The 24,314-nt window shown below is 49.0% G+C and carries 20 protein-coding genes; 11 read left to right on the top strand and 9 right to left on the bottom strand.

Annotated features, from left to right (window positions below):
- The first annotated feature begins 81 nt into the window (after positions 1–81).
- On the top strand, positions 82–1,731 hold the full coding sequence (panP, locus tag CF168_RS07465) for a pyridoxal-dependent aspartate 1-decarboxylase PanP (RefSeq protein WP_089067478.1): 1,650 nt from the start codon (positions 82–84) through the stop codon (positions 1,729–1,731).
- A 477-nt stretch (positions 1,732–2,208) separates the two neighbouring features.
- Here the strand turns inward: panP and CF168_RS07460 are convergent, their stop codons facing one another.
- Complete coding sequence (locus tag CF168_RS07460; protein WP_089067477.1) at positions 2,209–4,818, bottom strand: S8 family peptidase; 2,610 nt, start codon at positions 4,816–4,818, stop codon at positions 2,209–2,211.
- 13 nt (positions 4,819–4,831) lie between these two features.
- Entirely contained in the window at positions 4,832–5,806 is a 975-nt protein-coding gene (locus tag CF168_RS07455; RefSeq protein ID WP_089067476.1) for an AAA family ATPase, read from the bottom strand.
- Between the two features lie 841 nt (positions 5,807–6,647).
- Between CF168_RS07455 and CF168_RS07445 the strand changes: the two genes are divergently transcribed.
- The 9 genes from CF168_RS07445 (at position 6,648) to CF168_RS07405 (ending at position 12,880) form a co-directional block, all read left to right on the top strand.
- Positions 6,648–7,112, top strand: coding sequence for a hypothetical protein (locus CF168_RS07445; protein ID WP_023267497.1), 465 nt, complete (start codon positions 6,648–6,650; stop codon positions 7,110–7,112).
- A 79-nt stretch (positions 7,113–7,191) separates the two neighbouring features.
- On the top strand, positions 7,192–7,647 hold the full coding sequence (locus CF168_RS07440) for a hypothetical protein (protein ID WP_089067475.1): 456 nt from the start codon (positions 7,192–7,194) through the stop codon (positions 7,645–7,647).
- A gap of 111 nt (positions 7,648–7,758) precedes the next feature.
- Positions 7,759–8,133, top strand: coding sequence for a hypothetical protein (locus CF168_RS07435; protein WP_089067474.1), 375 nt, complete (start codon positions 7,759–7,761; stop codon positions 8,131–8,133).
- A gap of 142 nt (positions 8,134–8,275) precedes the next feature.
- Entirely contained in the window at positions 8,276–9,043 is a 768-nt protein-coding gene (locus CF168_RS07430) for an SDR family oxidoreductase (protein ID WP_086902537.1), read from the top strand.
- Between the two features lie 13 nt (positions 9,044–9,056).
- Entirely contained in the window at positions 9,057–9,950 is an 894-nt protein-coding gene (locus CF168_RS07425) for a bifunctional transcriptional activator/DNA repair enzyme AdaA (RefSeq protein ID WP_086902536.1), read from the top strand.
- 127 nt (positions 9,951–10,077) lie between these two features.
- Complete coding sequence (locus CF168_RS07420) at positions 10,078–10,752, top strand: Vat family streptogramin A O-acetyltransferase (RefSeq protein WP_089067473.1); 675 nt, start codon at positions 10,078–10,080, stop codon at positions 10,750–10,752.
- 158 nt (positions 10,753–10,910) lie between these two features.
- Positions 10,911–11,747 (top strand): AraC family transcriptional regulator, encoded by an 837-nt coding sequence (locus tag CF168_RS07415; protein WP_089067472.1) that lies wholly within the window; start codon positions 10,911–10,913, stop codon positions 11,745–11,747.
- Positions 11,748–11,885: 138 nt separating this feature from the next.
- Entirely contained in the window at positions 11,886–12,581 is a 696-nt protein-coding gene (locus CF168_RS07410) for an AzlC family ABC transporter permease (RefSeq protein ID WP_240520091.1), read from the top strand.
- Complete coding sequence (locus CF168_RS07405; protein ID WP_011623281.1) at positions 12,578–12,880, top strand: AzlD domain-containing protein; 303 nt, start codon at positions 12,578–12,580, stop codon at positions 12,878–12,880. The genes CF168_RS07410 and CF168_RS07405 overlap by 4 nt, the downstream gene beginning before the upstream one ends.
- Here the strand turns inward: CF168_RS07405 and CF168_RS07400 are convergent.
- From CF168_RS07400 to agaR, 7 genes are all read right to left on the bottom strand, one after another.
- Positions 12,870–14,228, bottom strand: coding sequence for a sugar MFS transporter (locus tag CF168_RS07400; protein ID WP_089067470.1), 1,359 nt, complete (start codon positions 14,226–14,228; stop codon positions 12,870–12,872). The two genes, CF168_RS07405 and CF168_RS07400, sit on opposite strands and share 11 nt — an antisense overlap.
- 105 nt (positions 14,229–14,333) lie before the next feature.
- On the bottom strand, positions 14,334–15,518 hold the full coding sequence (nagA, locus tag CF168_RS07395; protein WP_089067469.1) for an N-acetylglucosamine-6-phosphate deacetylase: 1,185 nt from the start codon (positions 15,516–15,518) through the stop codon (positions 14,334–14,336).
- The gene (agaK, locus tag CF168_RS07390) at positions 15,508–16,434 is read right to left on the bottom strand and encodes an N-acetylgalactosamine kinase AgaK (RefSeq protein WP_089067468.1); all 927 of its coding nucleotides are present in this window, start codon (positions 16,432–16,434) and stop codon (positions 15,508–15,510) included. Before agaK ends, nagA begins: the two co-directional genes overlap by 11 nt.
- A gap of 20 nt (positions 16,435–16,454) precedes the next feature.
- On the bottom strand, positions 16,455–17,615 hold the full coding sequence (agaS, locus tag CF168_RS07385; RefSeq protein WP_089067467.1) for a D-galactosamine-6-phosphate deaminase AgaS: 1,161 nt from the start codon (positions 17,613–17,615) through the stop codon (positions 16,455–16,457).
- Between the two features lie 7 nt (positions 17,616–17,622).
- Positions 17,623–18,909: a class II D-tagatose-bisphosphate aldolase, non-catalytic subunit gene (locus tag CF168_RS07380; RefSeq protein WP_089067466.1), complete on the bottom strand. Its 1,287-nt coding sequence runs from the start codon at positions 18,907–18,909 to the stop codon at positions 17,623–17,625.
- Positions 18,910–18,914: 5 nt separating this feature from the next.
- On the bottom strand, positions 18,915–20,285 hold the full coding sequence (locus CF168_RS07375) for a Gfo/Idh/MocA family protein (protein ID WP_086902528.1): 1,371 nt from the start codon (positions 20,283–20,285) through the stop codon (positions 18,915–18,917).
- Between the two features lie 12 nt (positions 20,286–20,297).
- A complete protein-coding gene (gene agaR / locus CF168_RS07370) occupies positions 20,298–21,083 on the bottom strand; it encodes a transcriptional repressor AgaR (RefSeq protein WP_011623288.1) in 786 nt (261 codons plus the stop codon).
- A 334-nt stretch (positions 21,084–21,417) separates the two neighbouring features.
- Between agaR and CF168_RS07365 the strand changes: the two genes are divergently transcribed.
- Positions 21,418–24,273 carry a TonB-dependent receptor gene (locus tag CF168_RS07365; RefSeq protein WP_089067465.1) on the top strand — a complete coding sequence of 952 codons (2,856 nt, stop codon included), beginning with the start codon at positions 21,418–21,420 and terminating at the stop codon, positions 24,271–24,273.
- Positions 24,274–24,314 lie beyond the last annotated feature (41 nt).

Genomic DNA, 24,314 nt, shown 5'->3' with positions numbered 1-24,314 from the left:
CGGGTTTAAGCGCCATGTATTTGGTTATACTCTTAATCACCTTTGCGGTTTCACTATAAGAATTAATAGACGGCAAGCCCCATGACCCAAAAACTCCCTCGCCAAGCCATCGCATCCGAAGAAAGTCTAATGCGGATTTTCACTGTGCCCGAAGATGCGGAATCCACCTTAAGCATTATCGAGCAGAAGCTTTCCGAGGACTTAGCGGGTTTTTTGGGTGACAGCATTGCCGCGCTAGAAAAGCCGCTCTCCGAAATCGAGACCGATTTTCAAGCCTTTGAAATTCCAAGCCAGCCGCGTTTTGTCTCCGACTACACCGACGAAATCATGCAGAATCTCGTGGCGCATTCGGTGCATACGGCGGCGCCCAGTTTTATCGGCCATATGACCTCGGCACTGCCCTATTTCGTGTTGCCACTGTCGAAAATGATGGTGGGGCTGAATCAAAACTTGGTCAAAATCGAAACCTCCAAAGCCTTTACACCGCTTGAGCGCCAAGTGCTCGGCATGATGCACCATTTGATTTACGCTCAAAACGATGATTTTTATTGTAATTGGATGCACAGCGCCAACCATTCCCTCGGCGCATTTTGCTCAGGCGGCACTGTGGCTAACATCACTGCCCTGTGGATTGCCCGCAACCAATTACTCAAGGCCGATGGCGACTTTAAAGGCGTGACCCGCGAAGGCTTAATCAAGGCGCTGCGCCACTATGGCTTCGATGATTTAGCGATTCTGGTCTCCGAGCGCGGCCACTACTCCTTAGGTAAGGCCGTCGATCTGCTCGGTATCGGTCGCGACAATATCATCAGCATCCCAACCGATGGCAATAACAAAGTCGACGTTGCCAAAATGCGCGAAGTCGCCGCCGAACTGGCGAATAAGCGCATCAAAGTCATGGCGATTGTTGGGGTGGCTGGCACCACCGAGACGGGCAATATCGACCCATTGCGCGAACTTGCCGCCTTAGCAACTGAGCTAAACTGCCACTTCCATGTGGATGCAGCTTGGGGCGGCGCAAGCTTATTATCCAATAAATACCGTCACTTACTCGATGGTATTGAACTCGCTGACTCAGTCACCATCGATGCCCATAAGCAAATGTATGTCCCCATGGGCGCGGGTATGGTGCTGTTTAAAAATCCTGAGTTTGCCCATGCGATTGCCCACCACGCCGAATATATTTTGCGCCGAGGCTCTAAGGATTTAGGCAGCCAAACGCTCGAAGGCTCACGCCCCGGCATGGCGATGTTAGTTCATGCCTGTTTGCAGATTATTGGCCGCGATGGTTACGAAATCCTTATCAATAACAGCCTTGAAAAAGCCCGTTATTTTGCCGAGCAAATCGACGCACACCCTGACTTTGAACTGGTCACCGCGCCAGAGCTATGCCTGCTCACCTATCGTTATGTGCCAACGAATGTGCAGGCGGCGATGCAAGTGGCGATTCAACAAGGCGATAAGACCAAACTCGCTCGCTTTAATGAGCTGCTCGATGGTCTAACCCAATTTATTCAAAAACACCAACGCGAACAGGGTAAATCCTTTGTCTCGCGCACCCGCATTCAACCCGCCCGCTACTTTAGGCAACCCACAGTGGTGTTTCGCGTGGTATTAGCTAATCCGTTGACTAGCCATGAGATTCTGAATCAAGTGCTTATCGAGCAAGGTGAAATTGCCGCATTGGATAAAGAGTTTTTACCTGCGCTATTAGCTATGGTCAATGAATAGCGAGTGATTTGGCTTAAGCTTTAAATCTCATTTAAATACAGAGTGTTAATCACAAACAGCCGCAAACATTTTGCGGCTGTTTTTGTTTGCAGAGCTGGGATGAAAGAAGGTTAGGTTGAAAATATAAGGCTTCATCCAAGCACTTCTGATCTCGTTGCGGATACGCCGAATTCCATTGCTTCCGTGACACGCCGTGAAGCCATCCATGGCGGCTCTGCGATGATATCCATATCATCGAAGGTCACGTCCGCAATCGGACTAGGCTTAGCAAATCTCGGTGTAATCTGCGGCATTTAGAAGACAAATAGCACTATTAAACAGCTGCGATGTTGAGCACTTTAGGGATCTGGAAACCACGGGGAGGAATCCAGATTTTGCTCAAAAAAACAAACCTACCTATATAAATCAATACATTAAAATAGTATGCTGAGTTGTCAGGATATAAGGTGGCTTAATCTGCTTCATTTTTATCGAGTCTTAAGTAGTCGGCACTTGTGCTCTAATTCTGGCTCTTTCTTGTTCTCGAATTTGTTCCTCGATTACTTCTTGAATCTCTTGGTACAACTGTATATCAACACCTTCAGCAACCTCTAGAGTAATTGCCAGGCTATACTGAACAGGCTCTATAATCTTAGCCGCGTTTTCCTTGCAGTTAACTTTTATCTCAAGCATTCGGTCTTCAGTGATAACCGCTAGCTCCTCACCTTCAAAAACCTCATGCTGTAATGTCCCCCGACGAACCTGCATCCAATCAGCGGAGCATGAGCTCCTAGAAGTAAGATGCTTGTTGTCTCCTTCCACCGTGAACCATAATGCACTATCTCTGTACTTCATGTGAGTAGGGCAAGGTTTAGCAAACCAAGATAATGTAACTGTCAGGCGACGCCAAATATCTGCACCACCGAGACCTTCAGGGATAGGTAGTTTGTATACATGAGCTTCATCATTATCTAAGCTGCCATAACCAAGAATAGTAGCTCTAGTATCTAGGCAGAATTTAGCCCTATTTACATCAGGTTTTCCATAACCAATGTTTCTTGTAATAACATTTTTTAGTGACGTAGCATCAGGGTTCCCTAAGCAGTTTGAGATCCGATCATACATTGCCCCCCATGACGCTCCGTGGGTGATAAGAGATTTAAGAAGGAGCGGCGAATACTGTTCGAACTCACCAACTTTATTGCTCTCTTCGAACAAGTTTTCAAGAACATCGCAAACTTCTGCGCAACCTCTTGATATCAGAGCTGCAGAGTTACTTGTTCCCCGAATATAAACTCGATGATTAAATGCTGATGCATGTGGATGAGCGACTTTTTGCCCTGGGGCAGCATAGTTGCTTACAGCAGTTAAATTTGAGTGGCCGATGGCTTCATTGTAAAGCATTCGACCACCTGGCATAGAGATATCAGGCTTAACAGATCTTGCATAACCGTTACCTTGACCAGAATAGGCTGCAGGCATTTCTTCACTATATATATTGTAAAGCCCTACACGCAGCACAGGGGATGACTCATCAGAGTGAAGAGAGCCGACTGTTATTGCATTTACACTCTCTGCAGGCGATAAGAGCTTTCTAGCCCAAGTGTCATTCTGTACTGCTTTAAAGAACTCAACAGCTTTTACATCTTCAGTGAACTCATGGAATGTACTTCCTGATTGTGGAACAGTCACTGCTTTCGGATGGTTCCCTGCGCTTACTACGAACAACACATTATATTTAGAGCTCAACCAATCAAGCAGTCGAGCAAAAGGACTCATTTTGCCATCAAAGTGGATATTGGGATCGCCGATTGAAAGATTAATAACTTTTATGGATGGTGCCACAGGCAATTCAGCTCCATCACCTTCAAAAATACGCTTAACAGCTCTATGAATTATATCCAGTGGAAGCTCATCGTCCGGCAAAGTTTCCGCATTATTAAAGGTATGTGGATCAGGCTTCATCACTGGCCTTACATATAAAGGAGTAGATAGCTTACTTCCACCATCAGTAAGGTCTCCATTAACTATAAGGGAAGCCATTGCTGTACCATGCACCCGATTTTGAGCAGGATAGCCCGCCTCAAAATTGTCTGGGTCATCAATTATTAAGCTACCACGCAGATCAGAATGGTTAGAAAGAGGTAATCCATCAAACAGAGCTACTCGAGGAGCTCTTTCAAACTCTGGAGGAGTTAAGTCATGAGCACTATCCGTTTCTTCCCCTACAGTAACTGACTCATCATTATTCCATAGAGGCTCCACAGACATTTGTCCCAGCGGTCGGAACAGCATGATTTGATCGCAGCGCACAAGTGAAACTTCGTCTTGATTTAGAATTAGGTCTACTTGACGTGCTGGCAACTCTATCAGCAGAGATTGATAGTGGATATCGGGAAGACAGCAAGCCGAGATAATTTGCCCGCCCAACGCTTGAGTTAATTGAGATATCCTCTCTTCTGCAATATTTCGCTTGCTTTCATTCGTTCTAAACCATAATTCTGCTTCAAATCGAACTGGCTGGTCGGGTTCGAACTCTAAGCGTTCTTGCCAATATTCAAGAATACCTGTATTTCTGAGTCTATCTTGAGTATCCCAATAACGGATGTCTTTTAGTAGACGGAATAAATCTCTGAACTTTGCCCAACCTCGCATGAACTGCATGTTCGGGTTTTGACCGTAGTTACGCCAAAGAGACAAAAGCTCATTAATCGCTCGTCTATCTGATAGCATCAGTATGACTTGACCATTCAGAGGTTTATCTCTGTCGCTCCCTGCACTGTAAAAATCATCGTCAGGTTCTAGTCCTCTCAGCTCATGCTCACCGAGCCACTCCAGACCTTCGATCTTTTTTATAGCTTTAAAAAAATCAGACACACTACCATATGTTTCAATAACTACGGTGTATTCAGGATCGACTCCGGGGGTATCTCGTTGAACTTCAACTCGGCGATTTTCTAATGCTAATTCTAAGCGTGAAAACTTAGGACCTAACCTTTGAGCTTGGCGAGTAACGGATGGATGATTTGGAGTCCCTCCTCCACCATTTCGACTTGATGGGCTAGACGTATCAGGAGCAGGAAATAGAAGTAAGGGACGGCGGCTCATTAATTAATCCTCTTTAGTTGGAGGACAGAGTCCTCTCAGACCACGTTTTTAAAGCCGATGATATGATAGAACGCATTTGTGAACTAGGTTGAGTAAGCACATACTTGCGAAGTATCACTCTGCCAAACTCTTCTATTTCTGCAAAGTTAGAGCCATAAAGCCTTTTAGATAAAGTCTCATAAGCATATTCCAAAGAGATATCATGTCTTTTCTCAAACGCTTTAAACCATGACTCTATTTGAGAACGAGTTGGTTGAGGAACTTCTAATCTCAATTGAAAACGACGCCACACAGCTCTATCAAGTAACTCAGAGTGGTTTGTTGCAGCCATAACAATAACATGGCTAGGAAGGGAATCAATCTGCATCAACAAAGAGCTAACTACACGTTTGATTTCACCTGTTTCATGCGTATCCCCACGCTCTTTACCTAAAGTTTCAAATTCATCAAACAACAATACACAACGCCGTGTAGCTGCGTAGTCGATTACTTTTTTAAGCCTAGAAGCGGTCTCACCAAGGTAAGAGCCAATGATCCCCTCATAACGAACAACCAGTAAAGGAACCATCATTGACTCTGCAAGAGCCTCAGCAAGAGATGTTTTACCATTACCAGGAGGTCCGACTAAAAGAACTCGGTTTCTAGGCTCTAAGCTGTAGGAACGTAATAAATCAACTCTAGACTGCTCTTCAACCAATTCATTTAAAGAGTCCTTGACCGAGTCTGGCAGTATAAGGTCTTCGAATCGAAGTTTAGGTGAAATCTCATCAACGAGAGATGATACACGATTATCTTTAGCGGTAGGCGTGTCTACTGTAGAGTTAGATGTGCTGAGCTTTACCAACTCTTGTTCTAACCTATCCGCTATAACGTGATGTCTTTTTTGCCTTTCATCAGCTATCAGAGACTCTACAACTCTCTTAAATTGTATCTTATCTCCCATAGCCCCAGCTCTTACTAAGCTGATGATTTTATCTGACTTTGCCATTTACAGCTCACTCCACACAATCATTTTATACACAAACTCCAACTAAATACTTGATTATGAATGGAGCAGCTAAGAGTGTATGGCGTACATATTCAACCTCAAAAATTTTCATGAATGAATTAAAAACACATGGCGATATTAACACACAAAAAACCTAAATAGTGATGAATCTAATTGACTATATTCGTAGTTATTGAGATATATCGAATCTTCAGTTCTTACTTATCTGTATGTTTTTCATAAAAGAACTGCCCCTGATTTTTATAAAGATGATTGCAGATAATGCTGCTTTAGAATTTAACAAAAAATCAACGAAACACCCATTGTTAAATTTCTAAAAGTTGTTGCAAGCATTACTCAATTTGCTTTGTATGACTTGCAAATAACACAAACGCAGAAGGAGTTCACCTCCCCTCGGAGTTGCCGCAGGGCATTTACGTTCGTTGCGTGAGCGAGGCATGGATGCCGAGATAGCGTCAGTCGAATCAGGGACGAGCGTCTGACGCGATAGCATAAGAACGCTTAATGCCCAAGGGGTTTTCAACTCCGTTAGGGGCGTCTTGGAGCATCCAAGGAGGATAGGACGAGCAGTCCTCCTTGGTCGGGTGTGGGGTGAAGCCCCACGACGTTGTTTTAGCCTTTAAGAGGATTTAACAAGACTCCAAGATCTAACAAAACACCCATTGTTAAATTCATGGCATGCCTTAATTGTTGATAACAGACCATCTGCCATACCAATGGCTTAGCGGGATTCGGGTGCAGGGGTGAAACCCCATGACCTCGCGGTTGGTTTTTACACCACGACAGAGTAATCTAGCCAAAATCGCCAATGGGGTGTTCTATGGACAGAAAATCATTATTGCTAGTTACACTTATCCTGCCTTTTTCGGCCAATGCCGCCGTATACCAATGTGCCGATGGAAAATATCAGGCCGATCCCTGTGATGAAAATAGCCAACCCGTAGATCTCAGCGGCGTCGGTAGCGTGGTTAAGGGCCCTGATATTGCCCATGCAAACGCTGTAACTCACTCGGATAAAAAACAAGAAATTAGCGATTTTATTGATAAACAACGTATTAGCCGTGAAATCACTAAACTAGAGAACGACCGAAAACTCATTATCGACCAAAGGGATAAACGTATTGTCGAGCTGAGAAACGATAGAAGTTACGCCAATAACAATCTTGCCGGAGCGACTTGGGAGCAAAGCTTGGCGCAAGAAATGTCGGCTGTGGCGCAGCAAGCAGATACACAGGTTGCGTCTATCGATAGGCAGATAGAACAATTACGACTCAAGTTAAAGTAGAACAAACACAGCCACTCACACTTTCCCATTCGTAAATACACAAGAACAAATACAAAATAACCAATGCAAAGGAGTTGCGATGAAATACTATTTATCGATGTTGCTCACCCTCTGTTGTCTGCTGAGTTCCTCCGCAAATGCGAGCCAAACTTGTGATGCTGAGTGCCAATTACCGCAAATTCACGCCTACTTTAAAGCCTTAGATAAGGTCAGCCAATCGGGTTCTAGCGAACAAGATGTCGATGATTTTCTGGGATTACTGCATCCGAAGGTGAATTATATCCACCTCGAATACGGCGCTAATTTTGATAGGGCCAGTTGGCGCAGTGCCTTTATCCGCAATATTGCTCGTGGCGCCTATCAACAACCGAAGGAGCAGCGGGTATTAAATTACATTGTGGGTAAGCACCATGTCGCCGTCGAATACGCCCACGGCAGCATTCAACCCGATGGACAATGGCAACAAGAGCAGCCCCTACTTGTCTTATTTGGCTTTACCGATGGCAAAATATCCCTTGTAAAAGAGCTCTGGTAAGGCTTGTGCGATAAAAAGGGGAAATCGATACTGGTTTACTATTGGATTGAAAAGTATCGATTAAACCATTGGATTTTGGCTTTAAGACACCTCAAATAACAAGGAATGGCGATGTATTTTATTGCGGCTTTTGGCCTATTGATGCTGTTATTCAGCCTTGTGATGGTCATCAGGCCTGCGGCTTTCGCTAACGGTATCATTGCATTTAGCGAGCGGCCCTACTTCCATATTGTTGAAGTGGTTAGCCGAATTATTGCGGGTGTGATTTTTATCCAATATTGCGCCGATACCCGATTTCCACAGCTCATTCTTGTGATAGGCATTGTCTTACTCTGTGTGGGAATCGGCTTGGCATGCACGCCGCCGAGTAAACATCGTAAATTTGCCCTATGGTCAGCCCAAGCGTTTAAAAATCAATTTCGCTTAATCGGTGTTGTTTCCGTCCCACTGTCTTTGCTGCTGATTTATGCTGCTGGCATCGCCTAAAACTCTGTGATAATCCGCTCCAACTTCCACGACTTTAGCGCCTTGAGTAAAAGCGCAAGATTCGGGTCGAGTAGTATGCCTTAACCCTTCACTATGTCTCTATCGGCGCATATTGGCCGAGGCAATCAATGGAGACATATCTATGACAGTGTTACAGGGAAAGGTCGCAATCATTACTGGGGCAAGTTCGGGAATTGGCTATGCCACCGCAAAACGCTTTGCCCGTGAAGGCGCAAAACTGGTACTGGGGGCGCGTCGCGGCGCCATATTGGCCTCATTGGTGGATGAGATCATCACTCAAGGCGGTGAAGCGGTTTATCTGGCGGGCGATGTGACCGACGAGGTGTATGCCAGTGACTTAGTGGCGCTTGCCGTCGAGCAGTATGGTGGATTGGATATCGCCTTTAACAATGCCGGCATTAATGGCGAGTTAGGTGTGGATTCGGATGCGCTTAGCCGTGCCGAATGGGAAAACACCCTAACAACCAACCTTACCAGTGCATTTTTAGCGGCAAAATATCAATTACCACAAATGCTTAAACGTGGCGCAGGGTCGATTATTTTTACATCTTCCTTTGTTGGCTATACCATAGGCTTTCCGCAAACGGCGGCCTATGCGGCGAGTAAAGCGGGGATGATTGGCTTAACCCAATCCTTGGCCGTTGAATACGGCGCGCGCGGCATTAGGGTCAATGCGCTATTGCCTGGCGGTACAGATACCCCCATGGGGCGGGAGTTTGCTAATACCCCGGAGGCCATGGCCTTTGTGAAGAACCTCCATGCCCTCAAGCGCCTCGCAGATCCCGCGGAAATTGCCCAATCGGCGCTATATCTCGCCTCCGATGCGGCCAGTTTTACCACAGGGATAGCCTTATTGGTCGATGGTGGTGTGTCCATCTGTAAAACCTAGGGAATGGATAACGATGACCCAAGATTACGAGCGAATTGCGCGTGCTATTGACTTTATTCGTCAACATGTGGGTCATCAACCCTCACTGGCGGAGATTGCGGCGCACGTCCATTTAAGTGAATTCCATTTTCAGCGGCTCTTTAGTCGCTGGGCTGGGATCACTCCCAAACGTTATTTGCAGGCCTTAACCCTAGAGCGGGCAAAACAGTTATTGCAGCAGCCGTCCCACTCGACCTTGAGTGCCAGTTATGAGTTAGGCCTGAGCAGTGGCTCGCGCTTATACGATCATTTTGTGCAACTCGAGGCGGTCACCCCCTTCGAATATCGCCAGCAGGGTTTAGGGATCAGCATTGCCTATGGCTATCATCCTACGCCCTTCGGTTTGGCCTTTATCGCCCAAACGGCCCGGGGCATTTGCCAGTTTGATTTTGTCGATATGCAGCAAATTCAATTGCCATTAGAACGTTTAAAGCAAAGCTGGAGTCAGGCCACCATTTATGAGGACACGGCGCAAACGGCAAGCTTAATTGATCACCTCTTTAGCCAGTACTTTGCGGGCTCGAGTGCCGCAGAGGTTAATTTAACAGCACCTAATACTCAGGCTATACACCAAGGCGAGCCAGCCCCGCTCTCACTCTGGGTAAAAGGCACTAATTTTCAGCTTAATGTGTGGCGCGCCCTGCTGAATTTACCTAAGGGAGAGGTCGCCTCCTATGGTGATATTGCCAAGGCCATTGGCAAGCCTAAGGCCTCACGCGCCGTCGGTACGGCGATTGGTGCCAATCCGGTGGCATTACTTATCCCCTGCCATCGAGTGCTACGTCAAAGTGGTGAACTTGGCGGCTATCGCTGGGGTGAAACCCGCAAACATGCCATATTGGCAAGGGAAGCGGCCTATTGTGAGTAAAAAGATCCACCAGCAGGTATAACTGAGCTTTTCTGTTATTAACTGTGCGCGACTCTTAACGGCACTACGACTATAAACTGCGCGCTATTACCCAATTCTTAGCCATTGAATAATCAGGGAGGCAAACATGCCGACGCATTCCCCATCTCAACATGGACCTAACCCGAATGACAAATCCCCCTTAAAAGGATTCCCTCAGGTGGGGTTTCTGAAGAACTTTATTAGCCGTGACAACATTATCGTCGGCGATTACACCTATTATGACGATCCTGCAGGGCCCGAAAGATTTGAGTCAAATGTGCTTTATCACTTTGACTTTATTGGCGATAAGCTGATTATTGGTAAATTTTGTGCCATTGCAAGAGATGTTAAATTTATTATGAATGGCGCCAATCATCAGGTATCGGGCTTTTCCACTTATCCATTTTATATCTTCGGCAATGGTTGGGAAAAGGCGGCGCCTAAGCCCGAGGATTTACCCTTTAAGGGCGACACCCGCATAGGCCATGATGTGTGGATAGGTTATAACGCCACCATTATGCCCGGCGTCAACGTCGGCCACGGCGCCATTATCGCCAGCCAAGCCGTGGTCACTAAGGATGTACCACCCTACGCCATCGTCGGCGGTAACCCCGCGACTGTGATTAAATTGCGATTCGAGCCAGAAGTAATAGACAAATTACTCGCCATTGCGTGGTGGGACTGGCCGATTGAGAAAATCACCGAGCATTTACCTGCCATTGTGGGCGGCGAACTTAGCCAATTAGCCCGCTTGGCCGATGGGATAAACACGCAGCCCTAACCACGAGTGGCAGAAAGCGGTACCCAAAACTTCCCCAAAAACACGGCAAAGCGCAATTTTGTACAAAAGTGTCGAAGCGTTCTGGGTTACTATCTGGCAAAACAAGCATTAAACGCCAAACGCACTCGCCCATTCATCCAGTCGATAAAGGAGGCCGAATGAACACTGAACATGCGGCCTACCACATTGCCAATGAACTGGGTGGCCTTGAGTTACTTAACGCCCACTATCATAAGCAAAATTTTAGTCGCCATACCCACGAAGGTTACACGGTTGGCGTAATTGAAACGGGCGCTCAGCGTTTTTATCGCACGGGTGGCAACCATGTAGCGCCAAAGCACAGCATTATTCTTGTCAATGCCGACGAAGTGCATAATGGCTGTAGCGCCACCGAGGACGGCTGGTCCTATCGTGCTATGTATCCAGTCCCCGCCCAATTTGCCAATATTACCCAAGAGTTCACTTCAAGTCGCGGCGCGCCCTATTTCCCACAACCCGTAGTGCAGGATCCCGAGCTTGCCGAATTGCTGCGCCTCACCTTTAGCACCTTAGATACCTCGGACAATCGCCTACTGCGTGAAAGTCTGGTCTATTCGAGCCTGACGCAACTTATGGCGCGCCATGGCCGTAATTATCCCAGTGAACACTTGGGGGCAAACGCTAAGCCTGCATTAGCCTTGGTGAAATCCTTTATTGACGATCATCCCGCGGCCGATATCTCCCTTGAAGAGTTGGCCACACTCGCGGGATTAAGTCCCTATTATTTACTCAGGCAATTCCAACGTTGGTATGGTCTGCCGCCCCACGCCTATCAAACTCAGGCCAGAGTCAGACTGGCAAAACAGAAAATCGGCCAAGGGACCAAGCTGCTAGATGTCGCCATGGAGTGCGGTTTTCATGATCAGAGCCATTTAAACCGCCATTTTAAAAAGACTGTCGGGCTCACCCCTGGGCAATTTGCCAAGGGGATCGGCCGCAATATTATCCAAGCTTAAGCCCTGATTTTACGTTAGCCTTAACCCCTTATATTCTTTTTATCCCAGCCGTTATGAGGAGTCAGAGTGTCAGAGCCATATATTGTCCAGACCCATTCATCCAGTAAGACCAAGGCCTTTTTCAAGGGCACGTTCGCCATGTTGCCACTCACCATTGCCGTCGTACCTTGGGGGATCCTCGCGGGCTCATTCGCGATTGAGGTCGGACTAACACCAATAGAAAGTCAGGCCATGTCGGCGATTATTTTTGCGGGCGCCGCGCAATTGGTCGCGCTCGGCATGGTTAAGGCGGGGATTGGTCTGTGGAGCATTTTAATCACGACTTTGCTGATCACCTCGCGTCACTTGCTCTACGCCATGGCGATGCGCAGTCAAATCAGCCCCTTACCACTGAAATGGCGACTCACTCTGGGCTTTTTATTGACCGATGAACTCTTTGCCATCGCCAACCAAGGCAAGCTGCATAAATTCGATCCTTGGTACGCGCTGGGCGGCGGCCTGAGTTTTTACCTTGGTTGGAACCTCGCCACCCTGCTCGGCATTATCGCGGGCAATGCTATCGATAACTTAGGCGAATTAGGGCTCGACTTTGCCATTGCTGCGACCTTTATTGCGCTTGTAGTCCCGACGGTGAAAAAGCCATCAATCTTAGTCTGTGTGCTGGTTTCGCTCACCTTAGCTGTGGTGTGCGCCGTGCTGGATATTCAGGCGGGACTGTTAATTGCCGCCCTATCGGGGATGAGCGCTGGCGTGCTCTATGCCAAAGTCTCGGGCGAGGATAAGCCAGCCCCAAAAACCGACACGACTGCCACCCAAGCTGAGGAAACCCTATGATCTGGTTAATGATTTTTTCAATGGCGGCGGTGGTATTTATCAGTCGGCATTTACTGCTCGAGCCCAAACTGCCGCTAAGGCTGAGTAAAAATACCCAGACCTTTTTGAGTTATTCGGCGCCCGCCGTACTCACAGCCATCTTTGCACCTATCGTATTTGTGCAGGAAGGCAAACTCGATTTAAGCTTAGATAACAGCTACTTGATATGCGCAGTGGTCGCAACGGTATTAGCATTTGTCACGCGTAATACCCTATTGACCACAGTGCTAAGCATGGGGCTTTTCTTTGCTATTCATTAACCATAGCAGTGCTAGAGGCCACTTTGGCCGTTAACTTATGGCCCCAAATGGCGTAGTAAAATATTAAACCGTAGCAAGGTAACAGTAAGAAATACGCCATTTGGCTGTCACCTTGGCTATGGGCTATGTAGCCATAGAGCAGTGGCAGAATCGCACCGCCCGCAATCCCCATGATCAGTAGCGCCGATGCCGTGGCCGTTAAGCGCCCGAGTCCTTCAAGGGCTAATGGCCACACCGCAGGCCATACCAAGGCGTTTGCCAACCCAAGCAGGGCTAAGTAAAGCACGGGATCGGGCACGGGTAATACGCCTAACCAACCGAGTAACAGTTCAGACAAACCTTGGCTTTGACTGTCGCTGAGCAAGACCCCGAGGGTAAATAACAAGCCCGCGACAGCCGAGCCCACTAATGCCGTTTGCTGGCTGAGCCATCTTGGGATCAGCACGATTCCAAACACATAGCCAAGTACCATAAATCCCATGGTGTAGGAGGTCATCATGCCAAAGTGGGCAACCCCGAGTCCTTGACTAAATAGTCCTATGCTATCACCGGCAATCACCTCGGCGCCCACATAACAGAAGAGTGTTAGAGCCCCTAAGATCACCTGCGGATACTGTAGAATAGCCTTCCAATCGGCTTGGGTACGCTCGACTCGCTCACCTAATTCGGGCTCTGGCAGCGGCGAAAACCACACAAAGGCCATCAATCCCAGTAGTACAAACATCATCATTAAATAGGGCTGTACTAAACGATTGGCTAATTCCGTTAACGCCAATTCGCGCTGCGCTTCGGACAGGCTGGCCAATGCCGTTTCACTGTAGGGGTCCATGCCCGTTAAAATCCAGGCCGTAAAGATAATTGGCACAATAAAGCCCGCGCCCTTATTCACTATCCCCATTAAACTTATCCGCATTGCCGCACTTTCCCGTGGGCCAATACAGACAATGTAAGGATTGGCGGCCGTTTGCAGCAAGGTTAAGCCTGTGCCCAACACAAATAACGCCAAGAGGAAGGTCGCAAAATGGCCGACCAAAGCCGCCACAATAAACAAGCCCGCGCCAGCCGCCATAATCCCTAAACCTAAGGTCATGCCCATCTTATAGCCGAGACGCGTGAGGATAGATGAGGTCGGCAGCGCCATCACAAAATAAGCAATGTAAAACACAAAGGTGACTAAATAGGCTTCAAACTCATTCAACTGACAGGCGATTTTTAAAAATGGGATCAAGGCACCATTGAGCCAAGTCACAAAGCCAAAGACAAAAAATAAAATTCCTATCAATAACATAGGAATAAAACTGCCCTGCGGTGAGGCCGTGGCTTGGGTGCTGTCGGACGTGAATTTCATCGTTTCACCTTTTTGTTATTTTGCTTGTTGAATGGGCAATGAGTTGAGTACTTACCCCCAAATTAATGCCACTTTAATTATTGTTTTAATTGATATATCGATAACTTACACAAACCGAGCCTGCTCGGCTTGGTACTGCAACTCACCCGCAATCCAGACCGCTAGGACCCTGTGCTCGTCATCGAGCCAGACCCAATCAGCCTGTTTACCTTCGGCTATATCCCCCAATTGTGGCCGCAGAATAAAGTCGGCAGGCGTGCTCGTCGCCATCTGTACTGCGTTACTAAGGCCAAGATGGAGTTCGGTGGCGGCATAACGCACCGCGCTTGCCATATCGAGCACTGAGCCCGCTAAGGAGCCATGCTGATCCCTCAGCGTCATCCCATCACGAACCACTTTGCCATCGAAGAATTGAAATTCCGTTTGCTCGCTCCCTAAGGGCGACATGGCATCGGTGACCAACATCAGATGCTCAGTTCCCTTTGCCCGCCACGCCGCCAGCGCCGAGATGGGATGCACATGTTGACCATCGAGAATAATCCCGCAGTAAGTGTTTTCACTGGCCAATGCCGCGCCCACCATTCCAGGCTCGCGGGAAGTCAGTGCCGACATGCCGTTGTAGAGGTGGGTAAAACCCGATGCGCCAGCCTCAATGGCCTTAAGGACAGTGTCGCCGTCGGCATTCGAATGCCCAAGACTGACAATGGCGCCGGAGGCAACGAGGCGTTTGATTTGTTCTGGTGTGACTGATTCTGGCGCTAGGGTGATCAGCCTAACACCGAGATCTTGCCTTAAGTAAAGCTGCCACTCGCGCTCAGTGATGCTACGCAAGTGCGCGGGAGGGTGGCAACCGCGCTTTGCAACCGACAAATGCGGGCCTTCAAAGTGGATACCGATAATCCCAGGAACTTGGCAAACCATAGCTTCAGCCACCGCATCGGCCGCCGCCTGCATCACCTCAATATCGTCGGTGATCACCGTAGGTAACATGGCCGTAGTGCCAAACTGGCGATGGGCCTGCATCATCAGCCTTAAGGTTTCCAGCGTCGGTGCATGATTGAACATCACGCCTCCGCCACCATTGACTTGAGTGTCGATAAATCCCGCCACCAGCGTGCCAGAGGTCAATCGGTAGCATGGTTTATCCGCTGTCCACTCTGCCGATATTGAGGATTTAAGGCCGCGAATAATGCCATCCGACACCTCAATCGCGCAGTGCTCAGCAAGTTTGCCTTGAGTTAGCACCTTAGCGCCATCGGCTATCAGCTTAAAATCCGTATTAGGCTTCATAGCTTATCCCCGCATCGAGCCCGTGACCGAGCAAGGCCGCGCCGCGCACGCCACTGGCCGAACCAAAGTCGGCCAATTTAAATTGCGGCAAAGTCACGCCATCAAAAAGATGCGCCTTGGTTGCTTGGGGTAAGGCGGCGAGAATTTCTTCCACCTCGGATAACCCGCCGCCCAACACGATAATATCCGGGTCCATCGCCAGCACTAATGAAGCCATTAAGCTTCCGAGAATATCCATATAGGTCTCAAAGGTTTTGATGGCGAGCGGGTCGTTTTGCCGCAGTGCACTCAGCCATGCAAAGGTATCGGCCGTTTGCCCCGCGATATCTTGGTAGAGTCTGCCAAGCCCAGTGCCTGACACATAGGTCTCGGCGCAGCCCTCAAGCCCACAGCCACAGGCATAGAGCGGCAGTTGATGTCGACGGGCAACATAGGCGCTCACGCCTTGATGGCCAAACTCTCCGGCGAGTCGATTTGCACCGAGATACAACTTGCCATCGATACATAAACCACCGCCAGTGCCGGTGCCGAGAATCATCCCCAAAACGCGGGAGTATCCCCTACCCACCCCAAGTACCGCTTCGGAGAGGGCAAAACAGCGGCAATCATTACCGATAGCCACGGTTCGATTGAGCAACTTAGCAAGATCATGGGCAACACGGCGTTGATTAAGGCAAGGCACATTACTAGAAATCACAGTCCCGTCGGCTTTCACCACCCCGGGGAGCGCAATCCCAACGGTACCGCGCTCACCACATTGCCGATCCGCCTTTTCGATTTGCTCGGCCAGCGTTGCCATAAAGGCACTGTAATCCTGCCTAGGAGTACTTAAACGCCACTTATCCTGTAGCGCTAATTGAGTATCAAAAATCGCTAACTCAATCTTTGTTCCACCTATATCTAAACCGTAATACATGCCCTTGCCCTTATTTATATTTATTTTACAAAGGGATATACATTGACACCCTGCACAACTCGATTAACTTGCCCCGTAGGACAAGGATTATCCGGCGATACTTTAAGTTGAATCGCTTTATAGATGGCTAGGATTTGACACCACAAAATAAAGGGTAATCCCAACCAAACTTCGTTAAGCCCACTGCTGCCAGTTAACAGTTCTTCGGAGAGCGTCAACACTGATAATGCTTGATTATCTCGCTTAAGCTCTTGAATTAAATCGTTATCATATTGGCGAGTATAGGAGTCAGACGACACCATCACTAGCACTTGCGTATAACTATCGACTAAAGATTTTGGCCCATGGCGAAACCCGAGCGGACTCTCATAGGCACTCACCACTTGCCCAGCGGTGAGTTCAAGGTACTTAAGCGCCGCCTCTTGGGCGATGGCCTTAAGTGGTCCGCCACCGAGGAACACGACCCGCTTGCTAGGCTGCTCCGATTGCAGACGGATTTCAGCTAAGCGCTCAGTTAAGATGTGCTCGGCCATCTCGATGCACTGCGCTAGCGCCTGAGGATTTGGCGCAAAAATCAACAAGGTTGCCAAGTACATACAGGTAAAGCTGCTGGTCATGGCAAAACTCACGTCGTGGGTTTCATCGGGCAACTTATACAAGTAACAATGTGATTTGTCGGCGCAATAGTTGGCGAGCTTTCCCTGACCATTACAGGTGATCGCCAGATGGTAACAATCATCGACCAATTGCTCCGCCAGTTCGACCGCCGCCATACTCTCGGGGCTGTTTCCCGAGCGGCCGTAGGAAATCAGCAATGTGGGAATATTGCCCCGCAGATACAGCTCTGGATGACTCACAATATCCGTGGTGCTGATGGCTTCAACTTGTTGGGTTGCCAAAGGTAAATGCTGCTGAATATGGGCCGCGAGCACATCACCTATATAGGCCGACGTCCCAGCCCCAGTGAGGATAATCCTTAATTGCGGCTTTGCCAGAATCGGCGTTAACCAAGCCGCAATAGTGCGATTATCACTGTGCTGCTCGCTCACTTTGCGCCACATTTTCGGCTGCTGGCTGATTTCCTTCGCCGTCCAAAAGGCGCCATATTGGGTTAATTGCTCTGCACTCAATAACAGGTTGCTATCTTCATGTTCGAATGGAGAAAGAGGACTGGTTAACATCAAAATATCATCCCTTTAAAGGTGATTGCATCACAGGAAGCTGGCAGGCATTGGCGTAATCGGCCAATACTTCGGTAATTTTATGCAGCACGAGTTCACGGGCCGTGGGCTTAAGTTCCCCCGCCAAGACCGCCGTATACTGGTTCGGTAAATACTGGCTGATCAGCGGCAGAGGAATGCTTTGGGCTAAGTTGCTCAATAGCTGCTCGACCTTGTTTTGCAGACTCGGCCAGTAGTAACGCACTCGGTCACTAAAGCTAAAGCCAAGTTGCCACTTTAATGCCTCGTTGTCGGCATAAAACCCTTGCCAATACTTAGGGTTATCTCGCATCAACTCAAAACAGTTTTGACGTAAATCCGAGCATTGCTCGGGCTGGCACAGCACATTTTCGATATGGGACAGGGCAAACAAGGCCTCCCGCAGAGCAAAAGTAAGCTGTGGGCCCACTTTTAAAATCGCGAAATGCTGCTGCACTAAGGCTTGATACCCCATGCTGAGCTGATAATCGGTCGAATGCGCCTCAAACACTAATCTGGGATAACCGCGAATGAACTCACTTTGGGCATGGGTTGCCTCAGGTTCAAACAAATGCACTTGGCTGTTATCAAACTCCACCCCAGGCTGAACGACAACCGCAATCACCTTTTGCCACACCTCCTCTCCCAGCCCTGCCGCAGCAAAGGCGTCGCGGTGGCAATTTAAGGTATGTTCAATGGCGCTGACGGGCGTGACTGCAAGCTCGGCCTCCATCTCACTCACACCGCCGGGCGCGGGCACTTCGGTGCCTATCACATAACAGAGTGCTTGCTCGGGCGCGCGGTGGGCTTCGGCCACCGCACAGAGCCGCGCCGCACGCGCCGCGATAAGTTCATCCGCTAAGGGAAGCACATCACCGCCACAAGCCATACTGGTGTCGAGGTGGATTTTGGTAAATCCCGCCTTCACATATTCGGCGATAAGGTCTTCGGCCAATTGCATCGCCTCTTCGGCGGCTTGCTGGCACCAAACGACGGGGCCTAGGTGGTCGCCGCCAAAGAGTAATTGTGAAGGTTCAAGGCCAAGTTCAATGGCCATTTGAGTAACGAAGTCGATGAAATCCTGTGGTTTCATCCCGGTATAACCGCCAAACTGATTCACTTGGTTGGCGGTCGCCTCGATAAGTAAGGGCGTGCCATTCGCCTTTGCCTGCAATAGCGCCGCCTGCAACACCAAGGGCTGGGCCGAGCAGACGGCAAAAATGCCCGCCTGCTGACCTGCTTTATTGGCGTCAATGATAGTTTGAATCACTGACATAGCGCTTACCCCACAATGCCGAGGGGTTTCGCGGTTTGCCAGACACCACGGGTAAAGTCTGGGAAGTCCTTGGAGTTACCCCGGTCACCGACTGAGGCCACCGACAAGGGGAATACCGCCGACCATGCCGCGCCGTCGTACACATCCTGATCCAGTGCCTCGCCATTACGTAGGCAGTAAATCATCCGCCAGCACATCAAGAAATCCATGCCACCGTGGCCGCCATTCTCCTCAGCCTCTTTGCCCATACGGGTCCACAGAGGGTGGTCATATTTGGCGTACCATGAATCCATGTTTTCATCCCACTCGTGATAACTGCCAGAGCCACCGTTTTCCAGCGCGATACGATTAGGGAAACCTGCAAACACACCGTTGGTCCCTTGGATCAGGTTATGGCGGCTGTAAGGACGAGGCGTGGTCGTGTCATGCTGCACCATGATGCTGCGACCTTTTACCGTCTTAATCAAACTGGTGTTCATGTCGCCACAAATGTACTTGAGTTGGTTACGCTGATGATCCGCTGGGAACTCACGTTTGGCATAGGCGGCGCGGCCTAAGGAAGGAGAGCTCACAGAGGTTAAATAGTCTAAACGGTCGCCGCGGTTGATATTCATATACTGGGCGACAGGGCCTAAACCATGGGTTGGATAGAGATTACCGTTGTATTTAGCATGGTAAGCCGTACGCCAAGAGCCTGTTTTACGGTCGATTTCCTTCATCTGCCAGCGCAGTTCGTGGATGTAGGCGGCCTCACCGTGGAGCAGTTCACCAAACAGGCCTTGGCGCACCATGTTGAGCACCATCAACTCATCACGGCCGTAACAGACGTTTTCCATCATCATACAGTTACGCTGGGTCAGTTCGGCGGTATCCACCAGATCCCACAGCTCTTCAATCGTGCCCGCCATCGGGACTTCGACGAAGGCATGCTTGCCCGCTAACATGGCTTCTTTCGCCATGGGGTGATGCCAGGCCCATGGTGTGGCAATCACGACGATATCCACATCATCACGGTTTAACAGATCGCGGTACGCATGGTCGCCCTTGCTAAAATAAGCAGGTTTATCACGTCCATATTCGTTAATGGCTTTTTCAGCGCGGGCCAGCACTAAGGTATCGGTATCACAGATAGCGGTAATGCGGGCGCCTTCGATACGGCTGAAATGATGCACAAACCCAATGCCGCGCTCACCCACCCCGATTAACCCAACTCTAACCTCATCCATCTTGGGCACGACCAGCCCCATCACAGATTTACCCGCAGCCTTAGGTGTTGTGCCTGTAGCACGTTCACTGCTGGCACAGGCCGCAAGTGCCGTTGCCGCAGCGGTTACCATAGAAGCCTTTAAAAACGAACGACGATCAAAACCCGACATAGTAATTCCCCGTTATAAATTAGCTTTCTCAATGAGGTGTAATTGCACACCTTGTTTAGTTAATTCATCAACATAGCGCTCTGGGATCCCGGTATCTGTCACTAGGCGCGTAATACGGCGACTGCTGCAAATAACGTGGAATGCTTGTTGATCAAACTTTGATGAGTCAGTCACAACGATAATTTCACTCGCTATCTCACACATCATTCGGTTGAGGCTGGCCTCTTTTTCAAAGTGAGTGGTTAATCCCACCCGCAAATCGAAACCATCCACCCCTAAAATCAACTTGTTAAAGTTGTAATCCCGCAGGCTGTTCTCGGCGATATTGCCGTAGAACGACAGGGATTTTTTACGTAACAGTCCGCCGGTTAACATCACCTCCACTTCGTCAGCCTTAGCCAACTCGGTGGCGATATTCAAGCCATTGGTCATCACGATCAGATCCTTATGCTCCATCAGGTTCGCCGCCACCTGTTGGGTGGTCGTCCCCGAGTCGAGTAATAAGCGATCGCCGTTTTGCACCAAGGCCGCCGCGGCCTTACCTAACTCTTGCTTTAAGGCCGAATGGCAACTGCCCTTCTCCTTCAGTGATAACTCCCGGATCAACTCGCTGTTGACCATAGCGCCGCCTCGGGAGCGCACCAGTAACTGCTTTTGATCCAACATGGCTAAATCGCTGCGGATCGTGACTTCAGATACCCCAAAGTGTTCTGCGAGTTCGGCAACAGAGACCTTTCCCTGTAACTGTGTCATTCGCACAATTTCCTGCTGCCTTTCTATCGTGTTCAAAGTACTCACAAGCTTCTCCATTCTTTCGATTAACTATCGATTGAAAGGTAACACGCCAAGAACAACTTTCAAACACTTTCGAAATCACTTTTCACTATCACAAAAACAAATAACCAAATTAACAATAACTTACGAAGTTTTAGCTCAAGTTTTTGCCATAGGTTGATTTTCATCATGCATGAATGTGAAACTTTTTGAAAGTATTTTTACATTTTTTTATTGATCTATTACAGAATTTAACGCTATAAATAAGACTTCGAAAGGTTTGCGCAGTTTCTTTCGCTTTCGAAATTGTATTAAAAGACACGGCAACGACCGTGCATCACACTCATGCGGGGACACTATGAAACTCTTAACCACCAAGCCTGCCGCGATTGCCCTAGCCATCGCAGCGGCTCTGACAGCAACTCACAGCGCTGCCAATGAAATACCAGCAGAGCAACAAACAGAAACGAAAGAGCAAGTTCAAGCGAAGGACACTGCGCAAGCCCAGGATGCCGAAGTCGAACGCATTCAGGTAACAGGGATCAGAAACAGTATTAAGGAAGGGATGTTCCTAAAACAGAATGCCATGAGCGTGGTCGACCTTGTAGTCGCCGATGACATTGGTAAATTTCCAGATGAAAACTTAGCCGAGGCGCTACAGCGTATTCCCGGGGTGACCATTACCCGTAACGGCGGCGAAGGGCAAAATATTCTGGTTCGCGGCCTTGGCGATGGTTATAACGTCACCACCCTCAATGGCCGTAAATTGGCCTCAGAAAATGCAGGCCGAGACTTTAACTTCGACACCATCGCCTCGGAGCTGGTAAACGTGCTGGCGGTGTATAAGTCACCCGAAGCCAGACTGACCGAAGGTGGCATTGGCGCTATCGTCGATATCCAAACCCGTAAACCGCTGGATTTAGAAGGCCGTACCATTCAAGCCTCCGCCAAGGGGATTTACGAGTCCCGTACCGAGGATATTCATCCCCATGCCTCACTGATCATCGGCGATAAGACGGATGACGATAGTTTTGGTGCGCTGGTCTCGGCGGTATATTCCCGTAAAACCCTGCGGGCGGACACCTATTCGGCCGAAGGCTTCTTCGATGAAGATGAAGGCTGGGGCGTCGACAGTGCCGGGGTGCCGGTCGATACCAACAATAACGGCGTGATCGACCCAGGTGAGATTTATGCCTCTAAGATCCCAAGCTATATGTATTTTGCGAACGCCCAAGACGTGCGTGAACGCGTAGGTGGCACGCTCGCCCTGCAATGGCGCCCACTGGATAATCTCGACATTAACTTCGACGGTCTCTATTCACGCTACAACACCGATGGCCATAAATACCAAATCGGCTTCGTGAACTACGACGAAGAATGGACGCCGGGCACACCGCTATTTACCGACGCCATATTTGACGATCAGGGCCGTGTGGTGAGCATGAACCAAACGGGTGACAACACTATGGTTGAATTGCTCAACCTCAGTACCCCAAGAAAAACCGATACCTACCAAATGGGTCTGAAGGCCGACTGGTATGTTATGCCCAACTGGTCGATTACCGCCGATGTTGCCTACTCCGCCGCGCAAAATGCCAATAATGGCGATAACCGCTTCGTGGTTGCCCGTGGCTTTGTCGATGGCATCGACATCGATTACACCCGTGGCAATATGCTGCCCGATGTGGTGATCAGCCCAGGTCTGAGCGCCGATCAAAAATACGGCGCCCACTATAGCCGTAACAGTGGCGTCGATGTGGACGATAAAATTACCGACATCAAACTTATCAGCCAATACATTCCCGATGAAGGCATCATCAGCAAGGTCGATTTTGGCGTCAATTATGTCAAGCAAGTGAAGAAGCAGACCGAATTTGCCTCCGCTAATTCCAGCCAATTCAGCCGTGGTGGTTATTACCTTACCCGCGACGGTTATACCTTCGATAACAGCACTGTCTTTACTCAAGGCGAATTTGAACTGTTCCAAATTCCTTCGAGCGTATTTGTGCCCGCCAACTTCGATAACTTCCTCGATGGTGAAAACAGCATCTCCCCAGAGCCATGGCCAAGCTTCGACTACGACAAACTGCTTGAATACTACCGCAGCATTAACCAAGAAGCGGCGGATAAGAGCATTGTCGCTAGCCTCAATAAGGCAGGAAGCTATGAAGTCACAGAAGCTGTGACCTCCGCCTATGTGCAGGTGAATATCGAAGAGGAAATTTTCGATCTGCCGTATATGTTGAACTTAGGCCTCAGAGCGAGCCAGACCAAAGTCACCTCCGATGGTTATGCCTACGATTTGGCTAAGGTTGAATTAGACAGTGCCGGCCAACCCACCAACAATGATTGGAAAAACGTTGTTCAAACCAGCTACGACGATAGCTATACCAATGTGTTACCGAGCATGAACTTTAAGCTCAATCTGCAGGATGATTTGCTGCTACGTGTCTCCGCCGCCGAAGTGTTAAGCCGTCCGTCACTCTATGCGCTGCGTGTCTGGGCCGCACCGAGTTTCACGACCCGTGAGAATGGTTTACCGACACTGACACGCGGTAACCCAAGTGTCGCCCCCGAAAAGGCGCGCCAAGGGGATATCTCCCTCGAATGGTATTTCCACGAGAGTAGCTCACTGAGTGGTGCCATTTTTATCAAAGACATAGAATCCTTTATCACCGACGACAAAGGGCCTCAAATGGTTGAGGGGACAGAATATTATGTCACTCAACCCGTATCGGGTAAGTACGGTGCCAAAGTGCAAGGGGTGGAGGCCGCATGGCAGCAATCCCTCGACGAATACCTGCCAGAGCCCTTTAATGGTTTAGGTTTCCAGCTGAACTACACCTATGTGGACAGCAGCTATGATGATCCCGAAATCGATGCGAAAGGCTTACCCTTTAAGGGCATGTCGAAAAACTCTTACAACGCCGTCCTTTACTATGAGCAATACGGTCTGCAGGCCAGGGTTGCCTATAACTGGCGCAGTAAGTTCCTGGTCGATCCCGAAGCTTGGGGTGGTCCAGCTTGGATCCAAGACTACGGCCAGCTCGATGCTAGCGCGAGTTATGATATTTTCGAAAATGTGTCGATTTTCGCCGAGGCTTCTAACCTGACCAATAACCGCTATTCGGGTTATGTGAAGTATGAAGACCAAGTAAATTATCTAGAGCGTTTTGGCACCCAAATCGCCCTCGGGATCCGCGGCAGTTTCTAAGCAAGATTCATAAAGTAATCACAATAAAGCCACTCTATGAG

Source organism: Shewanella bicestrii (assembly GCF_002216875.1).
Taxonomy (GTDB): Bacteria; Pseudomonadota; Gammaproteobacteria; order Enterobacterales; family Shewanellaceae; genus Shewanella; species Shewanella seohaensis.
This window is presented reverse-complemented; position numbering and strand designations above follow the sequence as displayed.

Bases quoted from the DNA above. Each gene is read 5' to 3' on its own strand.
- panP (WP_089067478.1), top strand. From the start codon at position 82: ATGACCCAAAAACTCCCTCGCCAAGCCATCGCATCCGAAGAAAGTCTA.
- CF168_RS07460 (WP_089067477.1), bottom strand. From the start codon at position 4,818: ATGAGCCGCCGTCCCTTACTTCTATTTCCTGCTCCTGATACGTCTAGC.
- CF168_RS07455 (WP_089067476.1), bottom strand. From the start codon at position 5,806: ATGGCAAAGTCAGATAAAATCATCAGCTTAGTAAGAGCTGGGGCTATG.
- CF168_RS07445 (WP_023267497.1), top strand. From the start codon at position 6,648: ATGGACAGAAAATCATTATTGCTAGTTACACTTATCCTGCCTTTTTCG.
- CF168_RS07440 (WP_089067475.1), top strand. From the start codon at position 7,192: ATGAAATACTATTTATCGATGTTGCTCACCCTCTGTTGTCTGCTGAGT.
- CF168_RS07435 (WP_089067474.1), top strand. From the start codon at position 7,759: ATGTATTTTATTGCGGCTTTTGGCCTATTGATGCTGTTATTCAGCCTT.
- CF168_RS07430 (WP_086902537.1), top strand. From the start codon at position 8,276: ATGACAGTGTTACAGGGAAAGGTCGCAATCATTACTGGGGCAAGTTCG.
- CF168_RS07425 (WP_086902536.1), top strand. From the start codon at position 9,057: ATGACCCAAGATTACGAGCGAATTGCGCGTGCTATTGACTTTATTCGT.
- CF168_RS07420 (WP_089067473.1), top strand. From the start codon at position 10,078: ATGCCGACGCATTCCCCATCTCAACATGGACCTAACCCGAATGACAAA.
- CF168_RS07415 (WP_089067472.1), top strand. From the start codon at position 10,911: ATGAACACTGAACATGCGGCCTACCACATTGCCAATGAACTGGGTGGC.
- CF168_RS07410 (WP_240520091.1), top strand. From the start codon at position 11,886: ATGTTGCCACTCACCATTGCCGTCGTACCTTGGGGGATCCTCGCGGGC.
- CF168_RS07405 (WP_011623281.1), top strand. From the start codon at position 12,578: ATGATCTGGTTAATGATTTTTTCAATGGCGGCGGTGGTATTTATCAGT.
- CF168_RS07400 (WP_089067470.1), bottom strand. From the start codon at position 14,228: ATGAAATTCACGTCCGACAGCACCCAAGCCACGGCCTCACCGCAGGGC.
- nagA (WP_089067469.1), bottom strand. From the start codon at position 15,518: ATGAAGCCTAATACGGATTTTAAGCTGATAGCCGATGGCGCTAAGGTG.
- agaK (WP_089067468.1), bottom strand. From the start codon at position 16,434: ATGTATTACGGTTTAGATATAGGTGGAACAAAGATTGAGTTAGCGATT.
- agaS (WP_089067467.1), bottom strand. From the start codon at position 17,615: ATGTTAACCAGTCCTCTTTCTCCATTCGAACATGAAGATAGCAACCTG.
- CF168_RS07380 (WP_089067466.1), bottom strand. From the start codon at position 18,909: ATGTCAGTGATTCAAACTATCATTGACGCCAATAAAGCAGGTCAGCAG.
- CF168_RS07375 (WP_086902528.1), bottom strand. From the start codon at position 20,285: ATGTCGGGTTTTGATCGTCGTTCGTTTTTAAAGGCTTCTATGGTAACC.
- CF168_RS07365 (WP_089067465.1), top strand. From the start codon at position 21,418: ATGAAACTCTTAACCACCAAGCCTGCCGCGATTGCCCTAGCCATCGCA.